The sequence below is a fragment of the Leclercia barmai genome, from assembly GCF_049312895.1.
Classification (GTDB): domain Bacteria; phylum Pseudomonadota; class Gammaproteobacteria; order Enterobacterales; family Enterobacteriaceae; genus Enterobacter; species Enterobacter barmai.
This window is the reverse complement of sequence record NZ_JBMNWZ010000008.1, coordinates 18849-39524: the sequence shown is the minus strand read 5'-3', so window position 1 is coordinate 39524 and position 20676 is coordinate 18849. Positions and strand designations below refer to the sequence as shown.

General features: G+C 56.9%; 11 protein-coding genes. 3 read left to right on the top strand and 8 right to left on the bottom strand.

Going from position 1 to position 20676, the window contains the following annotated elements:
- Nucleotides 1-130 precede the first annotated feature (130 nt).
- The 3 genes from ACOYA6_RS21340 (at nt 131) to ACOYA6_RS21330 (ending at nt 3633) form a co-directional block, all read left to right on the top strand.
- On the top strand, nt 131-1120 hold the full coding sequence (locus tag ACOYA6_RS21340; protein WP_422655354.1) for a tyrosine-type recombinase/integrase: 990 nt from the start codon (nt 131-133) through the stop codon (nt 1118-1120).
- A 397-nt stretch (nt 1121-1517) separates the two neighbouring features.
- Nucleotides 1518-2657, top strand: a complete 1140-nt coding sequence (locus ACOYA6_RS21335; protein WP_422655353.1) for a DNA cytosine methyltransferase — start codon at nt 1518-1520, stop codon at nt 2655-2657.
- Nucleotides 2650-3633 carry a DUF4928 family protein gene (locus ACOYA6_RS21330; protein WP_422655352.1) on the top strand — a complete coding sequence of 328 codons (984 nt, stop codon included), beginning with the start codon at nt 2650-2652 and terminating at the stop codon, nt 3631-3633. The genes ACOYA6_RS21335 and ACOYA6_RS21330 overlap by 8 nt, the downstream gene beginning before the upstream one ends.
- A gap of 315 nt (nt 3634-3948) precedes the next feature.
- Here the strand turns inward: ACOYA6_RS21330 and ACOYA6_RS21325 are convergent, their stop codons facing one another.
- From ACOYA6_RS21325 to ACOYA6_RS21290, 8 genes are all read right to left on the bottom strand, one after another.
- Nucleotides 3949-4731, bottom strand: coding sequence for a DsbA family protein (locus tag ACOYA6_RS21325; protein ID WP_422655351.1), 783 nt, complete (start codon nt 4729-4731; stop codon nt 3949-3951).
- A 24-nt stretch (nt 4732-4755) separates the two neighbouring features.
- A complete protein-coding gene (traI, locus tag ACOYA6_RS21320; RefSeq protein ID WP_422655350.1) occupies nt 4756-10188 on the bottom strand; it encodes a conjugative transfer relaxase/helicase TraI in 5433 nt (1810 codons plus the stop codon).
- The gene (gene traD / locus ACOYA6_RS21315; RefSeq protein ID WP_422655349.1) at nt 10185-12800 is read right to left on the bottom strand and encodes a type IV conjugative transfer system coupling protein TraD; all 2616 of its coding nucleotides are present in this window, start codon (nt 12798-12800) and stop codon (nt 10185-10187) included. The genes traI and traD overlap by 4 nt, the downstream gene beginning before the upstream one ends.
- 222 nt (nt 12801-13022) lie before the next feature.
- The gene (traT, locus tag ACOYA6_RS21310) at nt 13023-13754 is read right to left on the bottom strand and encodes a conjugal transfer complement resistance protein TraT (RefSeq protein ID WP_181726319.1); all 732 of its coding nucleotides are present in this window, start codon (nt 13752-13754) and stop codon (nt 13023-13025) included.
- A gap of 160 nt (nt 13755-13914) precedes the next feature.
- On the bottom strand, nt 13915-14472 hold the full coding sequence (locus ACOYA6_RS21305; RefSeq protein WP_181726318.1) for a hypothetical protein: 558 nt from the start codon (nt 14470-14472) through the stop codon (nt 13915-13917).
- Nucleotides 14473-19041, bottom strand: a complete 4569-nt coding sequence (gene traG / locus ACOYA6_RS21300; protein ID WP_422655348.1) for a conjugal transfer mating-pair stabilization protein TraG — start codon at nt 19039-19041, stop codon at nt 14473-14475. It abuts the gene before it with no gap.
- Nucleotides 19041-20405, bottom strand: a complete 1365-nt coding sequence (gene traH, locus ACOYA6_RS21295) for a conjugal transfer pilus assembly protein TraH (RefSeq protein WP_422655347.1) — start codon at nt 20403-20405, stop codon at nt 19041-19043. Before traH ends, traG begins: the two co-directional genes overlap by 1 nt.
- The gene (locus ACOYA6_RS21290) at nt 20398-20667 is read right to left on the bottom strand and encodes a hypothetical protein (RefSeq protein WP_181726316.1); all 270 of its coding nucleotides are present in this window, start codon (nt 20665-20667) and stop codon (nt 20398-20400) included. The genes traH and ACOYA6_RS21290 overlap by 8 nt, the downstream gene beginning before the upstream one ends.
- Between the last annotated feature and the right edge of the window lie 9 nt (nt 20668-20676).

Genomic DNA, 20676 nt, shown 5'->3' with positions numbered 1-20676 from the left:
CCTTTTTTGAGTCTACTTATTAAAATGTACCTTTGAAAAAGTAGACTTTCTGCAGTAAGCTTCACGGGGCCATTTCCCCCGTTTTTTCACGCAGCACGCCGGACGTTTTCCGGCCGGACCGGAGCCTGACATGAGCCTGTTACCTGATGACGGACAGGAACGTAATCTTCTGACAGAAGCGAGCCCGCTGGATGAGGAGTTTCTCCCGGCCCTGTCCTGCCGTGACGCCCCGGTTAATCCGGCCCGGGCCTATCTCCTGTCCCTGAACTCGCCCCGCAGCCGGCAGACCATGACCTCCTTCCTCGGGATCGTCGCCGGGATGCTCGGGGCCGTAAGCGCGGACGCCTGCAGCTGGGGCAGTCTGCGCAGGCATCACATTATGGCCGTCACCGAACTGCTGCGTGACACCGGCCGGGCCACGGCCACCGTCAACACCTATCTGTCAGCGCTCAAGGGCGTGGCGAAGGAAGCCTGGATGCTCCGGCTGATGGACGTGGAGAGCTTCCAGCATATCCGGGCGGTGCGGAACCTGCGGGGCAGCCGGCTGCCGTCCGGCCGGGCCCTGCCGCCGGAGGAGATCCGGGCCCTGTTTGCCATGTGTGATGCGGATCGCAGCAGTCTCGGGCCGCGGGACGCCGCCATGCTGGCCGTTATGCTGGGCTGCGGCCTGCGCCGCTCTGAGGTGGTGGGGCTGGATCTCAGTGACGTTGTCACGCAGGACCGGGCCCTGCGGGTGCTGGGAAAAGGGAACAAGGAGCGGCTGGCCTATATGCCGGCCGGGACCTGGCAGCGGCTGCAGTTTTGGCTGGACCAGGTCCGGGATGGGACGCCCGGGCCGCTGTTCACCCGCATCCGCCGTTTCGACACCCTGACGAACGACCGCCTTACCGACCAGGCCGTGTACCACATCCTGCAGGTGCGCCAGCGTCAGGCCGGGATTGAAAAATGCGCCCCGCACGATCTGCGGCGAACCTTTGCCACCGCGATGCTGGATAACGGGGAGGATCTGATCACCATCCGGGACGCGATGGGCCATGCCAGCGTCACCACGACCCAGCAGTACGATCGCCGCGGTGAGCAGCGTCTGCGTGCGGCGCGGGACAGGCTCCTTATGCCCTGATAAATAAACATCCTGTTATCTTGTTAAGTTAACAGGACAGTACTCCGCCTGAACCTGTTCTTTCCGGTGGCTCCGGATCGCCGTTGCCTGTGCCCTTCCTGCGTGTTACCCGCAACCCTCTGCCTGGATGGAGAAGTAGCCCCCGGACCTATTACTGGAAATTATCAGGCTGTTTGCCACATGTACCCATATCACGTTTTTGCTGAGTTAACCAGGTATTGCCAGTTGACGGAATTTGGCACACGGGCTGGCGAAATGTGAAACAGCCTGGACATATTATGAGGGTTGATGGCCACTATACAGACGATAAGCAATTTTAAAGTGACGATTCATCGGGAGTAAGTGCCTGACTGGTCACTTTGTGGGATGATACACATATGAAAACGGGAGATATTGAGTGAACATAATACCGATTAAGGGCGATTCCGGATGGACCGCGCTGGAATTCTTTGCGGGTATCGGCCTGGCGAGAGCTGGAATGGAACAGGCAGGTATTCAGACAGTCTGGTCTAACGACTATGACCTGAACAAAAAATCGATGTATGAAGGTCACTGGAAATCTCACCAGCTTTTGTTGGCTGACATTCATACTCTGAAAAGTGAAGATCTGCCAGCCGCAGATGTAGCCTGGGCCTCCTCGCCCTGCACAGACCTCAGCCTGGCAGGTAAACGTGTAGGTCTTCGGGGCGGTCGGGAATCATCCGCTTTCTTTGGTTTTACTGATCTGCTTGCCGGCATGAATGAACGCAGACCTGAAGTGATTGTTCTTGAAAATGTCACGGGTCTTGCCTCCTCTCATAACCGGGAAGATTTGCGGGCTGCGGTTAAAGAGTTTAATACGCTGGGTTATGCAGTCGATGCAATCACCCTGGACGCCCGACGTTTTGTGCCACAGTCCCGGCCCCGGCTATTCCTTATAGGAGCAAAAAATCCGATTGATGGCGGCGAACATGATACGTGCCTGAGGCCGGACTGGCTCTCATGGTTACATAAAGACCCTGAAGTACGCACCTTTATGATGCCTTTACCTAAAGCCCCCGATCTGCTCAGTCAGGGCTTTACACTGGAAATTGAGACTATACCCGACAGCGATCCCCGGTGGTGGAATGCTGACAAAATCGCCCTTTTTAAAGAATCGATGACAGCGGTTCAGCGTGAAAGATTAGACCACTTTGTTGCTCTGGACAGTACAACTGCCCGTACAGCCTATCGCCGGACGCGCAATGGCATTCCCGTATGGGAAATGAGGGCAGAAGATATTTCCGGATGTTTGCGCACAGCGCGAGGCGGCTCTTCCAAACAGGCTGTTGTGATCATGGGTCAGGGTGCGCTAAAAATCCGGTGGATGACAGGGCTTGAGTATGCACGACTGATGGGAGCTGGCTGGTACACGCTGGAAAACTTGCGTGACTCCCAGATCCAGTATGGTTTCGGGGATGCCGTTGCGGTTCCTGTTGTTGGCTGGGTGGCCCGGCACATGATCCTTCCGCACCTGGAGGCGGCAAAAAAATCACAGGTAATAAAAGTGAATGAATAAGTTGAGTTACAGCGAAGCATACCTTGCAGCGGCAAAATCCTGGTACGAGGGTGAGCGAGTCAGGAACGGTTCGATAAATACCAACGTCATGAATGCAGGGCTGATTGTTTCACGTATGATGGCTGATGGCATGCCCATTACTGACGAACGACTGTACAGTGAGGGGAAAAGCCAGGTGCGGGGGCTCAGCGGCTCCACCATATCGAAAATTCTGGAACAACATGGCGAAACCCGCATTTTTACTCGTGAAGGGGGACGTACATCCAGGGGAACCATCTTCCTTGCTGCAGCGTTTCGGGATGTGCTGAACAGTACTCAGGTTAATGAAAATGAGCCTGTCGACGTAGCACTGGTTGCAAACCAGCTTGAAGCGTTCTTCACACAATGTGTTCGCCTGGACTATTTTGACAAACAGAGAATAACCGTCGACCTGGATTACAACAAGCCTGTCTCCTCAGTGGTAAACGATATTCTTAAAGCTGCGGCTGAACGTTCTGACAAACCCACCGGTGTGGTCCTCCAGCATCTTATTGGTGCCAAACTTCAGTTACGTTTTCCTGATGTTAAAATTGGCAGTGACAGGGCCAATGCGGCTGATCTGCACACGGATCGTGAAGGTGATTTTCAGGTGGGCACAACTGCATTCCACGTAACCACAGCGCCTATGGAAAAGTTAATATCACGTTGTGTTGAAAACAAACGTGCAGGTTACAGGCCGGTCATCCTGACCCTTGAAAGTAAGGTCATTGCTGCCCGCCAGATGGCTGATAACGTCGGAATGTCTGAGCAGATTTCCGTCCAGGCTGCTGAAACTTTTATAGGCAACAACATTGAAGAGATTGCTATTTATGACGGCGATAAGATCCGAGAAGGCCTCGCAAGGCTTATCCGGACGTACAATGCCCGCATTAATGCCATAGAAATAGATAAATCTCTTATGATCGATGAACCTCGTTGGATCCTTAACATACTCTGACCTGTTTACGAGAGAAAAAAAGGCAAATAAGCTCAACGAGTTGCTTTGTTTGCCACCCGGGCTGAGGCGCAGGTCTATAAGAGCTGACCTCCCTGTTAATTAGCATCACGATGTCAGTAGTGCCTAATCCCGGTACTGGCAGGTGCCGGCTTTAAGCGATAAGCGACCATGGAACCTGTTCGGTCTGCCTGGCCCTACGTTCCGGAGCCCGTCGAAATATCCACACCATGAGGCCATTCAGTAGGAATGGAGAGAATATAGGGAAAAAACTGAAGTGGTTCTCATATGCAGGCCACTTCCGGCTGGCAAGCACCGCTATAATGACGCTTTTTTGATAGCTCCTTCCAGCCTTTCTGCAGGAACCGCTCCAGGGATCACCGTGATATTTTTCGGTGTGGCACCCGTTACTGGCATGATAATGATGCCCGGGGTGCCGGTCAGACTCAGCGCTTTGGCCAGTTCGTCATTTTTCTCAAGCGCTGATGTAAAACTCTCTTTGCCGGAGTCACGCCAGCCGGCTTTTGCAGCGGCCCGATCGATGTCCTCTTTCGTCAGGTTGCCTTCATTTTTTCCGGTAGCATAAATCGCGTTGTGATACGTGACATACGCCTCTGCCCCTTTCTGTTTCCAGACTGACAGTCCGCGTTCGGCGGCCGTCCGTGAGTTTTCCCAGCGATCGGCAAAAATTGGCCACTCCTTAAAGATGTAGCGCACGTCCGGATGCGTCTTCATCACCTTCTCAAGTTCCGGTGCCACCGAGCTGCAGTGAACGCACTGATAATCGAAGAACTCGATGACGGCCACCTTTGCGTTTTCCGGCCCGAAGGCCGGCGTATTCGTGTCGTTCAGCAGGGCCACCTGGTTATCCATGACCCTGACGGCAAACTGCAGCTGCTGTCGCGCCTCCTGCTGCGCCTGCAGCTTCTGGCTGACAGCGACCAGGACCTCCGGGTGTGACACCAGGTATTCCGCGGCAATTTCCCCGATCCTGGCTTCCTGCGCCGGGGTAAATACTGGCTGAGGGGCTGAGGCCTGCGCAACCGAATTAAAGCAAATGTATGTTGTAACTATAAATGACGTTAAGGTATTCAGTTTCATGCTGTGCTCTCCTGAATGTTCGGATTAACGTTCTTTCTGAATGGTGCGCGTGAGGGTCTGCTCTTCGATTTCCGGCATACGGCCACGCCCGCTGTCAGCGGCCTGGCGCACCATATCCTGCTCAACCCGGGCCAGATCCGTAACGACGCGGGAGGCCCGGCTCTCTTCACCGGCAGATTTATCCGGTACCGCGATGTCCTTACGCACACTGTCTGCCAGTTGCATTTCGCGCCCGTCCGCCTGATCACGCTCACGCACACTGGCCAGAACATTGCTGTCGGGTATCAGCTGTGCCGGTTTTTCCGGATTCAGTTCTTCCGGGCGCAGTTTCACGGCCTCTTCTGCCGGCAGTACAATGGCGCGGACGTCGCTCTGCTGCTGACGCACAGCGTCCTGTTCGCGGGCCTGCTCTGCCAGCTTCAGTTCGCTCTGACGCTGGAGTTCATCCTGAGCGGTCAGGGTACTCAGGTTCAGCCGCAGTCCTTCATCCTCACGTACTCCCCCGCTGACCTTCATCAGGTTTGCTGAAGGCGGCTCCTGCCCGGTCTGCCACACCACTCCATCCTTCGGATGCGTTCTGACGGCATCCAGCGCAGCCGCCAGATCGTTTACCACGACCGTATTACCGGACTGGCTTCGCTGCAGGACCGCGCCGCGTGCCCTCTCCGTCATCACCATGCGTACGTCGCCCTGCGTCAGCCTGCCCTCCGGGCTGGATACCAGAGAGACCAGCGCCAGGCCCGCGCTTTTGCCGTTGTTGTCATACACAGGTAACGCCAGCGCCGGCTCCGGAAAACGACGGGTTGCCGGTATAACCTTCGCCGTCAGTGAGGCCTCGCCCATTTCCTGATGTCTCACCCAGGCACGACCAATCGCGGTTTTCGTAACGGGCTGCCCCATTGCCCAGATGGCTTTTGCCTGCTGGCGCTGCGTTTCCGGGGCCAGCGCATCGTGCGCTGTTTTGATATCCCGTTCCGGCGCTGCGACTGCTTTTGTCCAGTCAGCCTTGCCGTCGGTGTAAATCTGCACATGCTCCTTTGCACGCGAGGCGGATATGTAGAAGGCCCGCTTGCTGGCCAGCATTTTGCGGCCCCCCTCGGTACCCTCAAGCGAAATGACGTAGTCTGTGCTCGCGCCCTGCGCGCCGTAACCGGTCACGGCCCAGGCATAGTCAATGTGCTGCTGCGCCCGGACATTGCCAGGATTGATGGTAACTGTTCCCCTCTCGTCCCTGAGCCGGATATCGCCCGTCTGGCTGACCGCATCCACCGTAAAACGCTGATTACCCGTCTGGCCATGTTCGCGGTCCGTGAGCGTGAAGCGCAGCTGGTCGCCTGAGCGCACCTCTATCTGACTGCGCCGGAACAGCTGCACGTCGCCAGTGATAAGCTCTTTTGGCGAATACAGGCCAATTTTTCCTTCCTCGTCCCGCACCGTGACCGTGTTGCCGTTGCGGTCAACGGCCAGCACGTCCTGGTAGCGATCGCCGCGTTTCACCACCAGGTTCGCGTCCCAGGCGGCGGTTTTATTGAACTCATGGCGGGTGTGCGAAATTTTATCGAGTACCGGTACCGTGACGGCTTCCCTGCCCAGCTCCCCGCGTTTAACCAGCTGGTCATGAATACCGGCATTGACGGCATTACGGTCGGCGTTCAGCTGGGTAATGATGAGCGTACGCGCCCGGGCATCCGGCGTGCGGCCTGTCCAGTCGCTGACGATGTCGTTTACCGGGCTACCCGTCTCCTCGAATGCGCTTTGTGGCACACTGGCACCGGCTTCGCGGGCGATACGGTCAGCCGGCTGGGCTTCAATACGCTTCAGGGCGGCGCCGATGCGGTTGTCGATAATGTCGTGCACCGCACCGCGCAGCTGCACGTCTTTCTGGCGGACAATTTCCTTCATGATGACCACGTCCATCGGACTGCGCTCCTGCATCAGCTTAAACGGTGCCCCGGAATCAACAGCCTCAAACTGGTCTGTATCCCCCATCGAGACCGCGCGACCGCCGCCAGCTGCAATGGCCTGAAACAGCGCGGCGGTGTCCTGGTTCCCGGCCATCGAGGACTCATCGATCAGGAACACCTGGCCCTGGTAGTCCGGCTTTTCGCCCGCGGCCTTCGCCTGGTCGTGCTCCACAATAAAGGATTTGATGGTCTGAGCGCGTACGCCAACGTCGCTCATTTCCTTTACGGCCTGGTGCGTCGGCGCAAGGCCGGTCAGCTGTGGTCTCGCATCTGCCGGCAGCGTATCGAGTGCGGCAACCACGGCCTTAATCTGCGTGGTTTTTCCCACCCCAGCATAGCCCTGGATACCTGTGAACTGGTCGGTACTACCAAGAACCAGCGTTGTCGACTGCTTCTGTCCGCTGGTCAGTCCGTTCAGCACCGCCTGCGGGACGTTATCGAGCAGCGGCTGCTGCGTGTTTTTGCCCGCCTCCACCGTGCGCAGAATGGCTTTTTCCATCTCCCAGGTGGCCCGGGCTATCAGCTGAGGCTCACCCCGCACGGACACCCGCAGCAGCTCCCCGCCCTTCACCATTCCTGCGATTTCATTGCCCACGGCAACAAGATCAGGATGATATTCACTGGCCGCCTCCGCCAGCTTCAGTTCGCTGAAGACCACATTGCGCTGGTCATTCACCGCACGCCAGACCGCCAGACCGGCATCGGTGCGTACGGCATCATGCAGGCTTCCCACCGCCTCGCTGACATCCTCTCTGCCGCTGAGGCTGCGGACAAGCTGTACGGGTGAGGCGTTTGTTTTCATGCGCTGCAGACGGGCTTCAGCCCGGTCCTGCACTTCTGCAGTGAACACCTCCGCTCGATGGCCACTTTGTGCCAGCGAGTTCATGGTCTGGGTGGAAATATCACGGGTGTTCAGCGCCGCCAGTACCACACCCGTGTCGTTATCCCGTCCGCCCGGGGCGCTGACATAAGCGTGCGTCACATACAGCGGCTGGTCTTTCGGCAGCGTCAGGGTATCTTCTCCGCGCTTCACCTCAATACCCTTATCGGTAATGGCGGTCACCTCCAGGCGATCTTTTGCCTTCAGGCTGTGTTCGCGATCACCCGCCACAGCCAGCAGTTTTTCACCGGTGGCCACATTCAGGGTTTCACTGCTGAACAGCCGCCAGTCGGCGCTGACCTCCCCGATTTTCATCCGGGTCAGCACCCCGTCGCCATCGATAAGGGACAGGACGCGCGTATCTTCATGCACCCGGTCAATCACGTAGGATTTGCGCGTTCTTGAATCCCGGCGATCCTCAAGGACCATGCCAGGCCTGTACGAGCCGGGCATACGGCGGGTTTTATTGTCGAGCCAGACCGGTTGCCGGGCTTCAATCTCCGCTCCGTCACGTCCCAGCTGGCCGGCATTCTGTAGTGCGTCGCGTACGAGGCCGGTCAGCTGCGCCTGCTCCCGTTTACCGACCACCACCGCGGTGACGTTTTCACTGCCCCCACTCAGCTCCGCAAAGCGGTTGGCCAGCGCTTCATAGCGGTCGCGCTTGTTGGCAATACTGATCACTTCTGCTTCCAGCCCTGGTGCAGGTTCGGTCCGGCGGGACCGGGCCACGCCTGCTGACTCCAGCACCGACATGGCATTGCCGTTCGCCTGGCGTCCGGCGCTGTCGAGAAAGACCAGCTGCGCATCCTGCGCGCGTGCCTCACCCAGCAGGACCAGCGTCTCCTTGAGTCCCAGACGCTCGGCTCCCTCAATAATCAGCGTGCTCTGGGGTTTGAGGTGAAAATCCCCGCTCAGAATATGCTGCCGACTGAGCAGCCGGTCACGCAGCGTGTCAGACCTGGCCAGCGAGATGGCGCGCTCGGCAGAGCTGGCCAGCACCTGAACGTCGCGACCGTTTGCAGCAGAAATATCGGTCAGCTGCACGGTCAGGTCGCGGATCCCGGCCACGCCTGAAGGGGCATTCATCAGGACCAGGGGATCCGTCTCCGCCACCGCCAGTGCAGGCGGCGCATACTGTGCCGGCCGGGTAAAGCTGACAACTTTGGTGGATTTGAGGTGTTCCTGGCTCAGGGCCTGAATGGAGAGTTCATCCAGAAGGTGAATGCGGGAGGTGAAGACCCCCTTTTCGCTGTCCAGGGGCACAATCATGCCGTCCTTCAGGGCTGCATCGATAGCCACACGGATATCCTTGATCTCCGGCAGCTGTTCGCTCAGTTCAGCGGTGGTCAGCATCAGCTCACCGAAGGTAAACCGGGTTCTGGCGTCACTTAACTGCGAGATGGCCAGTCGTACCGACTCCGCAAGTTCAGGCTGAGGTATGTCTGCATGGAGATCCCGCGCCGGTGAGGCCGCGCTGGGTACCAGTGTTTTTTCAGGTTCCTTCAGGGAGGGCTGACGCAGGGTGTCAGCCGGGTGTGATCCGGGCTGGCGTGCCGTGTCGTCCCGCTCCGCCGGCACCTCCGGTGATTCCGGGCTTTTTCCCGTTTTTTCTTCCGGTGCGGAACGCGTCACCGCCCCGGGTTCTGCACGGCTGGCAGGAACCGGTGTAGCCCGGTCTGGCTGCGGGGGCGCATCGCGAAGCCCGGACTCACGCGGGACCACGCTCTCCTGATACGCTTTCAGATCGAACCCTTTTTCCTTCATCTGGCCGAGCCAGCGCTCCATCAGACGCAGGCGGGACGGGTCGACTTTCGCCTGGCGGGTATCCTTCGCGGCCACGTCGCGACTGCGCAGCGTGGCCTCTGCCCCGATAGCCCCCTCGATTTCCCGGCCCCGGGAGGAAAACTCCTCCCGCACCGCCTCCGGTACGCCTTTAATCTCCCACATGCCGTGCTTGCCTACTTCCTCCACCTCGTGGCCAAGGGCCTCCACGCGCTGGCGCAGGGCACCCCGGTAGATTTTGCCGAGCGTGACCTGCATCTTCATGACCGTTTCGATAAAACCGGCGTTGTGAATGTAGTCCGTGGCCAGCGCCTTCCATTTACCGTCATGCTCAGTCATGTTGGCGATGAGAAGGTGAGTGTGCAGCTGCGGATCGAGATTGCGCGAGGTGTCGTGGGTAAAGGCAGCCGCCACCATTTTGCCGGTATGCACAATGGAGGTGATACCGTCCTTTGTGGCTCGCGCGGAGATAAGCTTTTCCACATAGCCTGCCGCCACCTGCACGGCATGGTTATGCGCCTCCACCATCTCCTTGTCTCCGCCAATCAGGCCCAGAATCGAGACGCTTTTGGGTGCCGAAAACGTCAGATCATGGCCGGGACGGTGCACATGGTTGCCATTAATTTCTCTGCCCAGGCGCGAACCGTCCGGCAGACGGCCTTCGAGCACAGCGGTCAGATCACCGCCCCGGACATTGCCCTCGAGGCCCAGCTCTTTTGCGCCTTCACCCAGCCAGAGACTCTGTAGATTGCCCAGAAAATAGTAGTTATCGGAATTGCTGTAGTAGCCGGCGGCCGAGCCTGCCGAAGCCACGGGGGCGACTGACATCATAGTTCAGGTTCCCTGTCGTAATAGTGTTGATCGTTCTCGTCGTAACCCGGGTCACCCGCGTCACGGTGCAGTAAAATGTTCTCTTCTTCCTGCGCCAGACGACGGTTCGTCCGGTGTGCTTCGTCCGGATTTGCCGGTGTGACCGGCTTACCGGCTGTCGTCAGGCTCAGGCCACCGTCGGGCAGCGCAGTCACCTTCATCTCAAGATTCATCGACTCGCCGCCGTTGTTGTCCCCGGTCCCGGAGTTACTTTCTGACGGTGCCGGACGCTGACGCGCTTTTTGCAGAATGCTGAGTACGGAGGTGGCCGGCTGCTCTGGAGCGGTAGTGAGGTTGCGAAGGCGTTGCACTGCAGCAGGTAGCGTCGCCTGCTCTGCAGGTGTTTCAGCAACTTCGGGTTCTGAGGACATGGACGGCGCAGATTCATCAGTCACGGGGGCTTCCGGAGCCGTACCGGCAGAAGAGTTCCGCCCGTGAAGAAGGGAAATAACGTTACTTTCCCCGGACGAGGTGACAGGTGCTGTCACCACTCTGTGGTTGTCAGGCTCAGATTCTTCGATGGTTGTCTGCACTTCGGAAATGACGGGCACCGTCACCGGTCGCAGGTTGCGTATAACCGGCTTTGCACGGGCTGGTTTCTTCCCTGCCGCAGGTTCAGTTACCGGTTTTTCCTCGCGCGGTGTTAACTCTGCAGGCGCGCCGGCAGACGATATCGGGGCAGCACTGCCGGCAGCCGGAGTGGTCTCAGTCCCCTTCTCCAGCACTTCATCCCCGGTCGGGAACGTCAGCCCCGCAGCCGTTGCCGCCCGTTCATTCTCCTGAATGACCTTCTCCAGCTCCGGACTCAGCGCGTCGCGAATATTGCGCTCCATCAGCCCGGCGTGGCGTTTTTTCAGGGCGCGGTACTTCAGCTTCAGGCGGACAACCGGATACTCGCCAGGAAGACGGACGTAAAAGCTGAGGTTAGGCAGGCGCATGATCTGCTCGTAGTCAACCACGGGGTCGTTCACCTCGTCCTTACCGAGCGACACGCCGTCACGCACCTGGTCCAGACCATAGCTGTTCTGCTCGCGGATCTTCCGCCTGCGCTGGTTACCCAGCTCCTCTTCAACCACTTTGGCCATCTCCGCACTCGGGGAACGCCCGTACATACGGGTGTTCATCAGGTCAAAGATGCTTTTGGCCAGCTCGCGACCGTAGACATGAACCAGCTGCGCCATGTTCTGCATGCCCAGCACGAAGCAGCCGCCGAACTTACGCGCCTCCGCCAGCGTCTCGGCCAGCTCAGGAATACGCTGCAGGCTCGGCGCCTCGTCAATAATGAACCACACGCGGCGATCGCTGTTTTCTCCCATGCTCTGCAGCATCAGCGTGGCCAGAGATACCCACAGCGAGATCAGCGGCCGCACGCTTTTACGATGGCGGGCCTGGGTGGAAATAAAGAGCCAGCTGCTGTCATAGCGATCCTGCGTCATCCATTCCCGGATGGTGAAAGGCGGTTTAGTCCCGTCGTCCAGCCCCTGCAGATAGCGAAGGGCTTTGGCGTAGTTGGTCACCACTGAGCGAATGGAGATGGCCGTTTTCTCAATTTTCTCCTCGACCAGGTTGGCCGACGGAGTGTTGGCCAGATAGTCACGGAGGCTTTTCATGCTGAGTGACAGCAGGGTTTTGAGGAATTTTTCAATACTGCGCTGGGGATCGGCTGACATGCGGATCGCCAGGTCAGCAAAGATGGTGCGCGAGCTGGAGACCCAGAACGGGTCCGACTCACCTTCCACCGGGATGAGGCTGGCGGCCAGGTTGTCGTAGTCAACCGCATCAACACACTCGCCCCACATGTGCCAGTTGGCACAACGCTCGTCATGGGCATTCAGAATGAAATCGGTGGACGGGTTGTAATGAGTTTCAGTGAAGGTACAGCCGGAATCGTAGATGATGGCCCGGTCACCGCGTTTGCGAATGTAATCAAGAAGCCAGCGAATGAGGGTCGATTTACCCACCCCGATGGTGCCGTGCATCAGAAAGTTCAGCACCTCCGCCATCCTGACCATGTGCAGGTCGCCCACACGCAGATCGGACAGCTCGCCATTTTTACGCAGCAGGGTGTTCACCTCTGCCGGCCTGTCGGTCAACTGCATGCCGGAAATGTATTCGTCCTCGCTCTCCTTACGACCGATATCAGCGATAAACCAGGTCACCGCCGCGAACACCACCATGCTGAAGATGCCACTGGCCCCGGCGGCCCACTCCAGCTCCCGCAGGCACTGGTCGCCCATCACCTGCATATATGGATCGCTGTAAATCTGCGGCAGGGTCATATTGAGCACCATTGCCGTCGCGGTCGGGGCATACCAGTAATGAACGTCGTAGATTGTTGGAGTACCCGTTGCCGGCATCAGATCGATAAAACTGCTGTTCATCCAGGCGAACCACCACAGCGAGCCGTTATTGAGGGTTTCCTGGGGGATACGCCAGAAAAAAATGGCGGAGGTAAGCGCGGCAAACAGAATGAAAATCCAGAAACCGATCCAGTTATTCACCTGAAGGAACATGCGCCAGCGGTAGGCAGTCATCTGCCCGCCCTGGGTGAGGTTTTTACCAGCGAAGCTCATAGAAATTGTCCGGCAGTCATCGCATCGCCTGAACGGCAATGTGACAGAGTGGAAGAGGAAGAAAGCGATCCCAACGCTCGCCGCAGACATGGCTGCGCCTGACGCAGCTATGTGAGGAAGCGGAATATCACGGGAAGAAAAGAAAGCACTGACGCACCTGACCCTTAACGGGGAGCCAGGCTAAAGAGAGCGGGCCGTGGCAGGTGCCACAGCCGTCAGGTATTACATAATGCCCACGATGGACTTGGCAAGCTGCGCTTCCAGTACGGGTTTAGCCTCTTCGAATTTGAGGTTCACCTTATTCGCATTCGAGACCACGCGGGTCTGGTATTTGGCACGGTTGCCCTGTTCGGTACTGGTCTGCACTTTAACAGCAGAACTTCCCTGCTTCAGGGCCGCCACGCTGTCAGTGGTGACGGTTGCCTTGCTGCGCTCGGAAATCTGCAGATCGGTCACCATCGTGTAGTTGACGTCTTCCACCATCGCATCCGCAGCCATACCAATCAGGCCACTGGCCAGCCCCACACCCAGGGTCGCCCCGGCTGAGGTCGAATTATAGGCGGTGATACCCGCTCCCAGAGCGGCTCCCATTGCGGCACCTTCATAACCGGTTTTCAGGAAGCCCTGTGATTCACGCAGGTCCATTTTCTCGGCTTTCAGCACGTTGGCCTGGATCCAGTAGTAGGCGCTGTCCGGTGAGCTGGAAACCCGGTAGCCTTTCGCGGTCAGTTCGCTGGTAATCTGCGCCTGCAGGCCTGACATGTCCTTATCGGAAGTATTACGGATCTGCAGATAAACGGTCTTCTCGGATGACGGCTCCAGCCAGATAGTTTCACTCATCTGGGTTTTGACATCGAGATTACGTTTCTTCACGGCGGTGGACATGGCACCGCAACCAGAAAGCGCCAGAGTTGAAGCGACCAGGCCTACGACGGCTAATTGTTTTAATTTCATGAATTCATCCTGTGTATAGTAAAACATCCCGGTTAGTGCTTTCGCACTAACCAGAATGTTATCGGCTGATTTGTAAGGAAATTTACACTTGACGGATTAAAAAACCCGCGCTCGGTAGGATGAGGGCGGGTTTTTATTTACTGAATGGATGCAGATTTACTTAATTGAGGATTTTTTTTAGCTTATCAATTAGAGCGCCAACACCGTATTTAGTAACTTGTAGATTTACGATCAGGCTAGCAACGAATGTTGCTAAAAACATAATTATAGGAATTGAGAAGAGAAATATCTCATTTTTAAAGCACGCCAAACTTAAGGCCAGTAAGAGAATTACATAGATAAAAACACCCTTAGCGAGTCCTTTTTTGAAAGTAGCGATCAAAGCGGTACTATTTCTAACCTCAACAGGAATTGAATGATAAAGGCTTACATATGGAAGAACTATTATCATTTGTGCGAGGCCAATCACTACTGACATATAAATGGGTATTGCGTCACCTGAAATAATACCATCAACTAATAAGTTAACGGACATCCCTTGTTTACTTAGGTTAGCGCAAACAGCCCAAAAGGTTATAGTCGAGAAAATGACTCCTATCAGTGGGATAACTGACGCTACTTTCAATGCATCCAATGTTGATGGTACTGGTCGATTCGCATCTGCAACCCCATCTAATATTGCTTTAAAATCACGATTAACATCGTTGAAAGTTAGCATTTAACCCCACCTTTTCCTTAATTCTTCAAGGTTCTCTTTATGCATCTCAATTTCATCACGCTCAAGGAATGGCATTGCTTTCTGTTTCAGTTCCTCTATCTTCTTACCTTCATGAAACTGGGATTTAATGTTTTCCATCTCATCTTTAAATATATCACTGGATGCCTGAACAGTGGATCGATTTTTGCCAATTTCCCCAGCAGATTCGTTGATATTCTGCTCATTAGCAGATCTTTGTTCTGCGATACGACGCTGAATTTCATTTTGAGGCGCAAAACCTAAGCCCGACCGCTCTGCGAGCTTCGCCTGGTTTTCAGCAAGCGACTTTTGCATACCTTCGGCAGTTATGCGCCCGTCAGGCAGGTTCATCTTCACTGGCTCCGTTGTATGGCGTGAAGCTGGCTCCACTTTTTCCTGCTGCCCTGTTACCAGTTCTGCATGGTGAAGATGGGAATCTTCACGACCGGCAGTTTGCCCGGTAACGCCCGGCTGAGCCTGCTGACCGTTATGCTGTGCGACCGTTTGCTGCTGACCACTCGTTTCTTCAGAATTTACGCCGTGCTTCCCGGCAGGGTGTTGATCGCGTGCAGCATCATGTGATTCATGCATCATGCTTTGTACGCTGCCGTCTGGTTGCACAGCTGATGTTTCGCGGGAAACGACCTGATGTGTCTCCACACCTTCCTGGCTATGGCCAACATTATCACCCCGACCCGCAACATGCCGGGTCTGCCCGTGACCGGAAAGGGTATTCGCTGTACCTTCCGCCTGATGCAGGTTATTCCCGGTGCCTGGAACCAGCTGCGATGAAGATGTGCCAGGATGGCCATCTGACGTGAGCAGTTTTCCGTTAGTCTCTGCATTATCCTGACCGGTTTGCTGTGTAGACGTGTGCAACTGGCTGTCAGCTGTGTTCCGGGTCGCCGTCTGCATGCCGGTACCAGACGGTCCGTGAACCGTATCCTGTACGGCATTGTCCACGCTCGACGACTCTCTTTGCCCGGTATTTCCCGGCACCATTGTTTGCCGCCCGTTCAGTTCTGTATCACCCCGGCTGCTGTCAGCTTTATGGTGGCCAGCGGGGTATTGCTGACCGCTGTATGATTCACCCGGGTTCTGCTGGCTTTCGTGCGTGTTCCGGTTTGTAGTCAGCATGCCGCTTCCGGACTGCCCCGGAACCGTATCCTGTGGCGAACTCCCCACATTCAGCCCAGAAGAGCGTTGTCCGGAGTGAATTTCAGTCACTGGCTGCGATCCGCCACGGTCTGCATGTTCCCAACCGTTTTCCGTACCCTGGCCGGCAGCTTGTCTCTGCTGAGTGCCAAACGAGCCAGGCTGGGTCTGCTGGCTTTCATGCGTGTTCCGGGCAGCGCTGTGCATGCCATTACCGGGCAAGCCGGGAACCATTTCCTGCGAGGAGGTTCCGGCATTCAGGCCGGAACTGGTTCTTTGCCCGGACGGCATATCGGTACGCTCATAAGATGTTGTCTGCTGGCCATTCGGGTACATGTTGCTCCGTCCGTCTCCTGTGCCCGGGTAGCCGGACTGACCCTGCTGAGTATCATCCTGTCCGGTCCGGTACTGAGGACTGTCCGGACTGAACCGCGATGCGCCTGGCAACGTATTGCTTGCCATGCCCTGTGGTTCATCCTGCACGCTCAGGCTGTCTGAACCTCTCTGCCCGGGGCTTATCCCGGCGCGCTCAGAAGACAGGCTCTGTCTGCCGCTACCCTGCGGATTTTCAACATACTGGGCATTTACCGGTCGTTGTTCATGCAGCTGTTCGGAATGCCCATACTGATTACCCGAGCCGTCACGGGTTCCGGTCTGCATTCCGCCGCCGGTGTGGCCGGTCATTGAGGCCTGATACGGCTCCATACCGCTGCCGGATTGCGACGTGACAGACGAGGGCTGCTGCCCTGTAACCGGATATTCAGTTGCTTCACCCCCGCTGCGGGTACTACCTGCCGGCAGGGACCCTGCCTGATACGTACCGTTTGACACCGGCTGCTGTCCCTGACTGCTGTTCCCCGGTGAGTTATCGCGACCCGCATCCCGGCGAACGATGTGCTCACCACTGAAGGCAGCATGTTCCGCTCCACTGCTCAGGTCAGAGCGCCCCTGCTGATAATTCCCCATAATTTCGGGTTTGAGTCGTTCGTTCACAAACTCCATAGCAGCTTCCCGGGCAGAAGGCGCGCTGGTAAGCATGCCCTGTGCCTTATCACCGTATTTACCTGCAGCCCAGTCCACAAACTCCTGGGTGTAATTAGTATCGAGGCTGGCGCTCTGGTTCTGGGCCAGCGTGGCCATACGGCTGAACTCGTTACTTTGCGTGGAACTGGTGGTGTACTGATGGTACTGGCTCTGGGCATCATTCAGGGTCGAGGCAAACTGCTGCACATTGCTGGTCGCGGCATTCTCGCTATGGTTTGAACCATCCGTCACCCGGCTGCTGGTCACCATATCCATACCCTGGCGGAAGTCATTAACCGCCTGGCTGTTTCTGTCGTGACGCATATCCTGAGTATCGGAATGGGTTTCTTGGGTGCCGTGAGAGCTTCCGCTGGCACCCTTAACCTCGGCTCCACCATGTCCCTCAAGCGTCACGCCCGTTGCCCATTTGCCAATTTTGCCTAGCGCCTGATCGCCTGTATTAAATTTCACGCTCGCACCGGCATTAACGCTGCCTTCAACCGATTTGGACATCAGCTGGTTATAGGCTTCCTGGGTGGAAATATTATTGGCTTTCGCATAATTTTCCGCCGCAGACATCATCATGCTGGCACCGCGCGTCGCGTTGGTGGTCTGGCTGTTTTCACTGCCCCGGGTCAGGCTGTCGCTGGTACCGGTCTGCCTGGACAGCTGGGAGAGCTGTGACCAGCCACTGGTGACGCTGTGGTTGTAACCATCCAGTGCAGTTTTAGCCTGCACATCTGACTGGCGTGCGGATTCCTGGAACCCGCTGCTGGCCAGCTGGCTGAGCTTCATGTTCACCGGCAGATTCGACATCGCGCCGGAACCGTCAATGACCGTATGGCCACCGGACGTCATGGTCTGGGTGGAGCCATTATCCGCCTGCCACGTCTGCTGTCCCTGACGCTGCATCAGGTTAGTGTCCATCTTGTTCTGGCTCACGTTATCCATCGACATATTGTTAAACGACCAGTTGCCATCCGATGCGGTCGCCGCCACACCGGCCGAGCCAAATGCTGCCGAACTGAGCACGCTTCCCGCCACCTGTGAGCCGATGGCCGAGGCGCCTTTGGTCAGGTAGAACGCCAGGATCGGGATGGACAGCGCAAGATAACCGGCCAGGTTCGCCACATCCGAATGCTGCAGCGCCACCACGTCTTTGTTGGCCAGAACCAGCGCGGTTCCCCCTGTTTTCGACTGCAGCCAGTAATTCGCGGCATAGTTCAGAATGGCGAACATGACCGGCCACATCTGGAAGTAAATAAATCCGCCCGCATACAGCTTCAGGGTGTTCAGGCCAAACAGACTGTGGTTGGCCGCAGCCAGGGCAATCATGAGCGGGAACAGGCACACCAGGATCAGCATCAGCAGTGACTGCGCAAAGGGCAGCGTTCGGGTGGCCAGAACATTACCGGAAGCCCAGCTTAGCCGCTGTTTCGTTGCCGCATTCTCGCTTGCCAGATTTAACAGGTTAGCCGTGTCTGACGAGCGGGCTGCAAACCCTTTTATCCCCTGGCGTACCGCGCTGTTGGTAATATTGTTCTTCATGATTTGCGCGGCACTCATGCCGCCCGCGTAGAAGTAGCCGTAGCTTTCTCCCATCGCATTCGCCAGCAGGGTGGTGCCATTCATTTTCGTGCCAAAGATTTTACGTACCAGCATGCTGAACGTGGCACTGCCGGGGTTGGCTTCCATATTGGCTAACGCGCTGATCTGCAACGCAGCGTCCCGGCAGGTCATAAACTCGCGTGAAAAAGGCGTGGTGTGAAAGATGCCCCGCAGCGGGCTTGGGCTACTGGTGATAAGCCCCATCGGATCGGAGGAATTGAGCAGCTGATTCACGGTGTATTTCTGATTGAGCAGGATGTCGCCAATCACGCAGTTTTCCACGTAGTCCGGCAGCATCTGTGCCAGCTCCGGATTTTGCGTGGTGAAGTCGCTGGTTTCCGCCACGATCTGCGAGCCGAACAGCATTCCCGTCTTGCTGTAGGTGATGGAATCAGGCCGCGCCATCAGGGTGTCGTACACGGAGGACATTTTGAATCCCACACTTGTGGTCAGGGAGGCGATCGCGGCCAGACCCACCGGTACATTATCCGTTTTCCAGACCGCGGCCGGGTCTGAGATATCAATCACCTGCACGGAGCGTTTGGGTGCCAGCAGGATGGTGTTGATCAGCATAAAAATGGCCAGCCACTGCACAAACACCATCGGGTTACGTTGTTTTATAAAGGTCAGCAGTACCGCCAGCACCGCAAAGGTGCCGACCATACGCATCAGGGTACTGAACGTGTTCGTCCCGATCAGGGTGACGACGGCATCGAGCGCCGTTTTCCACATTCCCCCGCCATAGATTGTGTAAATCTCAAGCATCAGCGATCACCCCAGCGGTAGTTGCTCTGATACGAGCCAGAAACGATTGTGGATACCTGCTGTTGCAGGTACTGCATGTTGCGGTCAATGCCATCGAGCGCATTCTGGTCGGCGGCTGACTGCAGCTTCATGTCGGCCAGCAGACCCTGGGCGTGGACCACGTTATCCCGCAGCCGGGCGGCAGCTTCTTCCGGAAAGTTCTTGCCGGCCAGCGACAGGCTCGCCTGCTTAACCAGCTCCTGGAGATACTGGATCATCAGGTCCTGGGCGATGAAATCGGACACCTGCAGCAGATACGTCGCGCTCATGCCCATGCTCTGGGCATTGGTCAGGTATTTCAGGACCGGCACCGATGTGGTGTTCACAAACCCTTTCTCCTGATCGCTGAGCGCGGTGTCATACTGCAGTTTGAATTGCATAGAGAGCATCAGGTTTTTCACCAGGGTCACCAGGCCACTGGATTCATTAATCGTCAGGTTGGTCACAGAAGGTGCAAGGCATAATGTCGTCTCATCACAGCCATAGACTTTCGCCGTTCCCCCGCGCATCAGCACCTTGATGAGGTCCCGGTTGTCCACTAAGGGCGTCAGAATAGTGACACCCCCGGTGTTGTTGAAAATGATGGACCCGACCGTACTCATGACCAGTTCTTTCAGGGCACGATCGCCGCTCAGCAGTCCGTTTTTGCTGAGCGTGTCCCAGATGAGGTTTTTATTCTTCAGAACCTGATCCTTCTGCGCGTCACTGGCGCGGGCTGTCACGTTGTTGCCCTGCCCCCCTACGGTGCAGCCCTGACGGGAAGCCGCCCAGTCGGAGAACATATTCGTTTCGCCCGCAATGTCCTGACAGATTTTTTGCTGGGAAACCTGGGTCACCGGCCAGAGACCGCCGATGATGCCCTGGGCCGCCTGACAGGAACTCATGTTCGAGGAGTTCACGTCGCTGGCGAGTTTCTGCAGGAAGTCCTTCGCCTGCTTCAGCTCCGGCACCATCGTCTGCAGCCCCAGATCGAAGGCATACCCGGCCGCGTTGCTCATGATTTGTTTCACAAAGCGCTGGATCTCTTCCCCGCTGATCATGCTGAATGACCCCAGATAGGCATCGATACCGCCGCAGCCGGCGTTGAGGGATGGCAGCTGCATGGAGATAAGCTGAACGTTTTTAACGGGGTTACGCAGGTAGACTGAACCGCCGGAGAAATACCCGGCCGCCTGTCCCTGCCATGCCTGTGCCTGAGAGACGTTGCCGCTGTAGCCCAGACTGCCGAAAAAGCCGTTCAGATCGCCGTTCACATCAGCCTGTGCCGGCAGCGCGGCCAGCCCTGTCACAAAAATCGCGGCGGCCGTCAGCCATGACTTAACCATACCGGGCCTCCTTTGCAGGCTTGTCTTTCAGTGCAAGACGCAGGGCATAATGTCCTGCGGTGGCGAGCATAAATCCGGCGCTCAGCGAGATGAACAGCAGGACCGGCAGGTCCTGAAGAACCATGATCAGGTCCGTCCGGGACAGGGCACGCAGGAGCCGTGCGGCGAGAAAACCATAGAATGACGCGGACACGAGCATCGTCACGCTGAAAAACAGCCACACGCGCTCGGTACGCGATAACGCATACGAATTTGTAGTCATTTTGTAGTC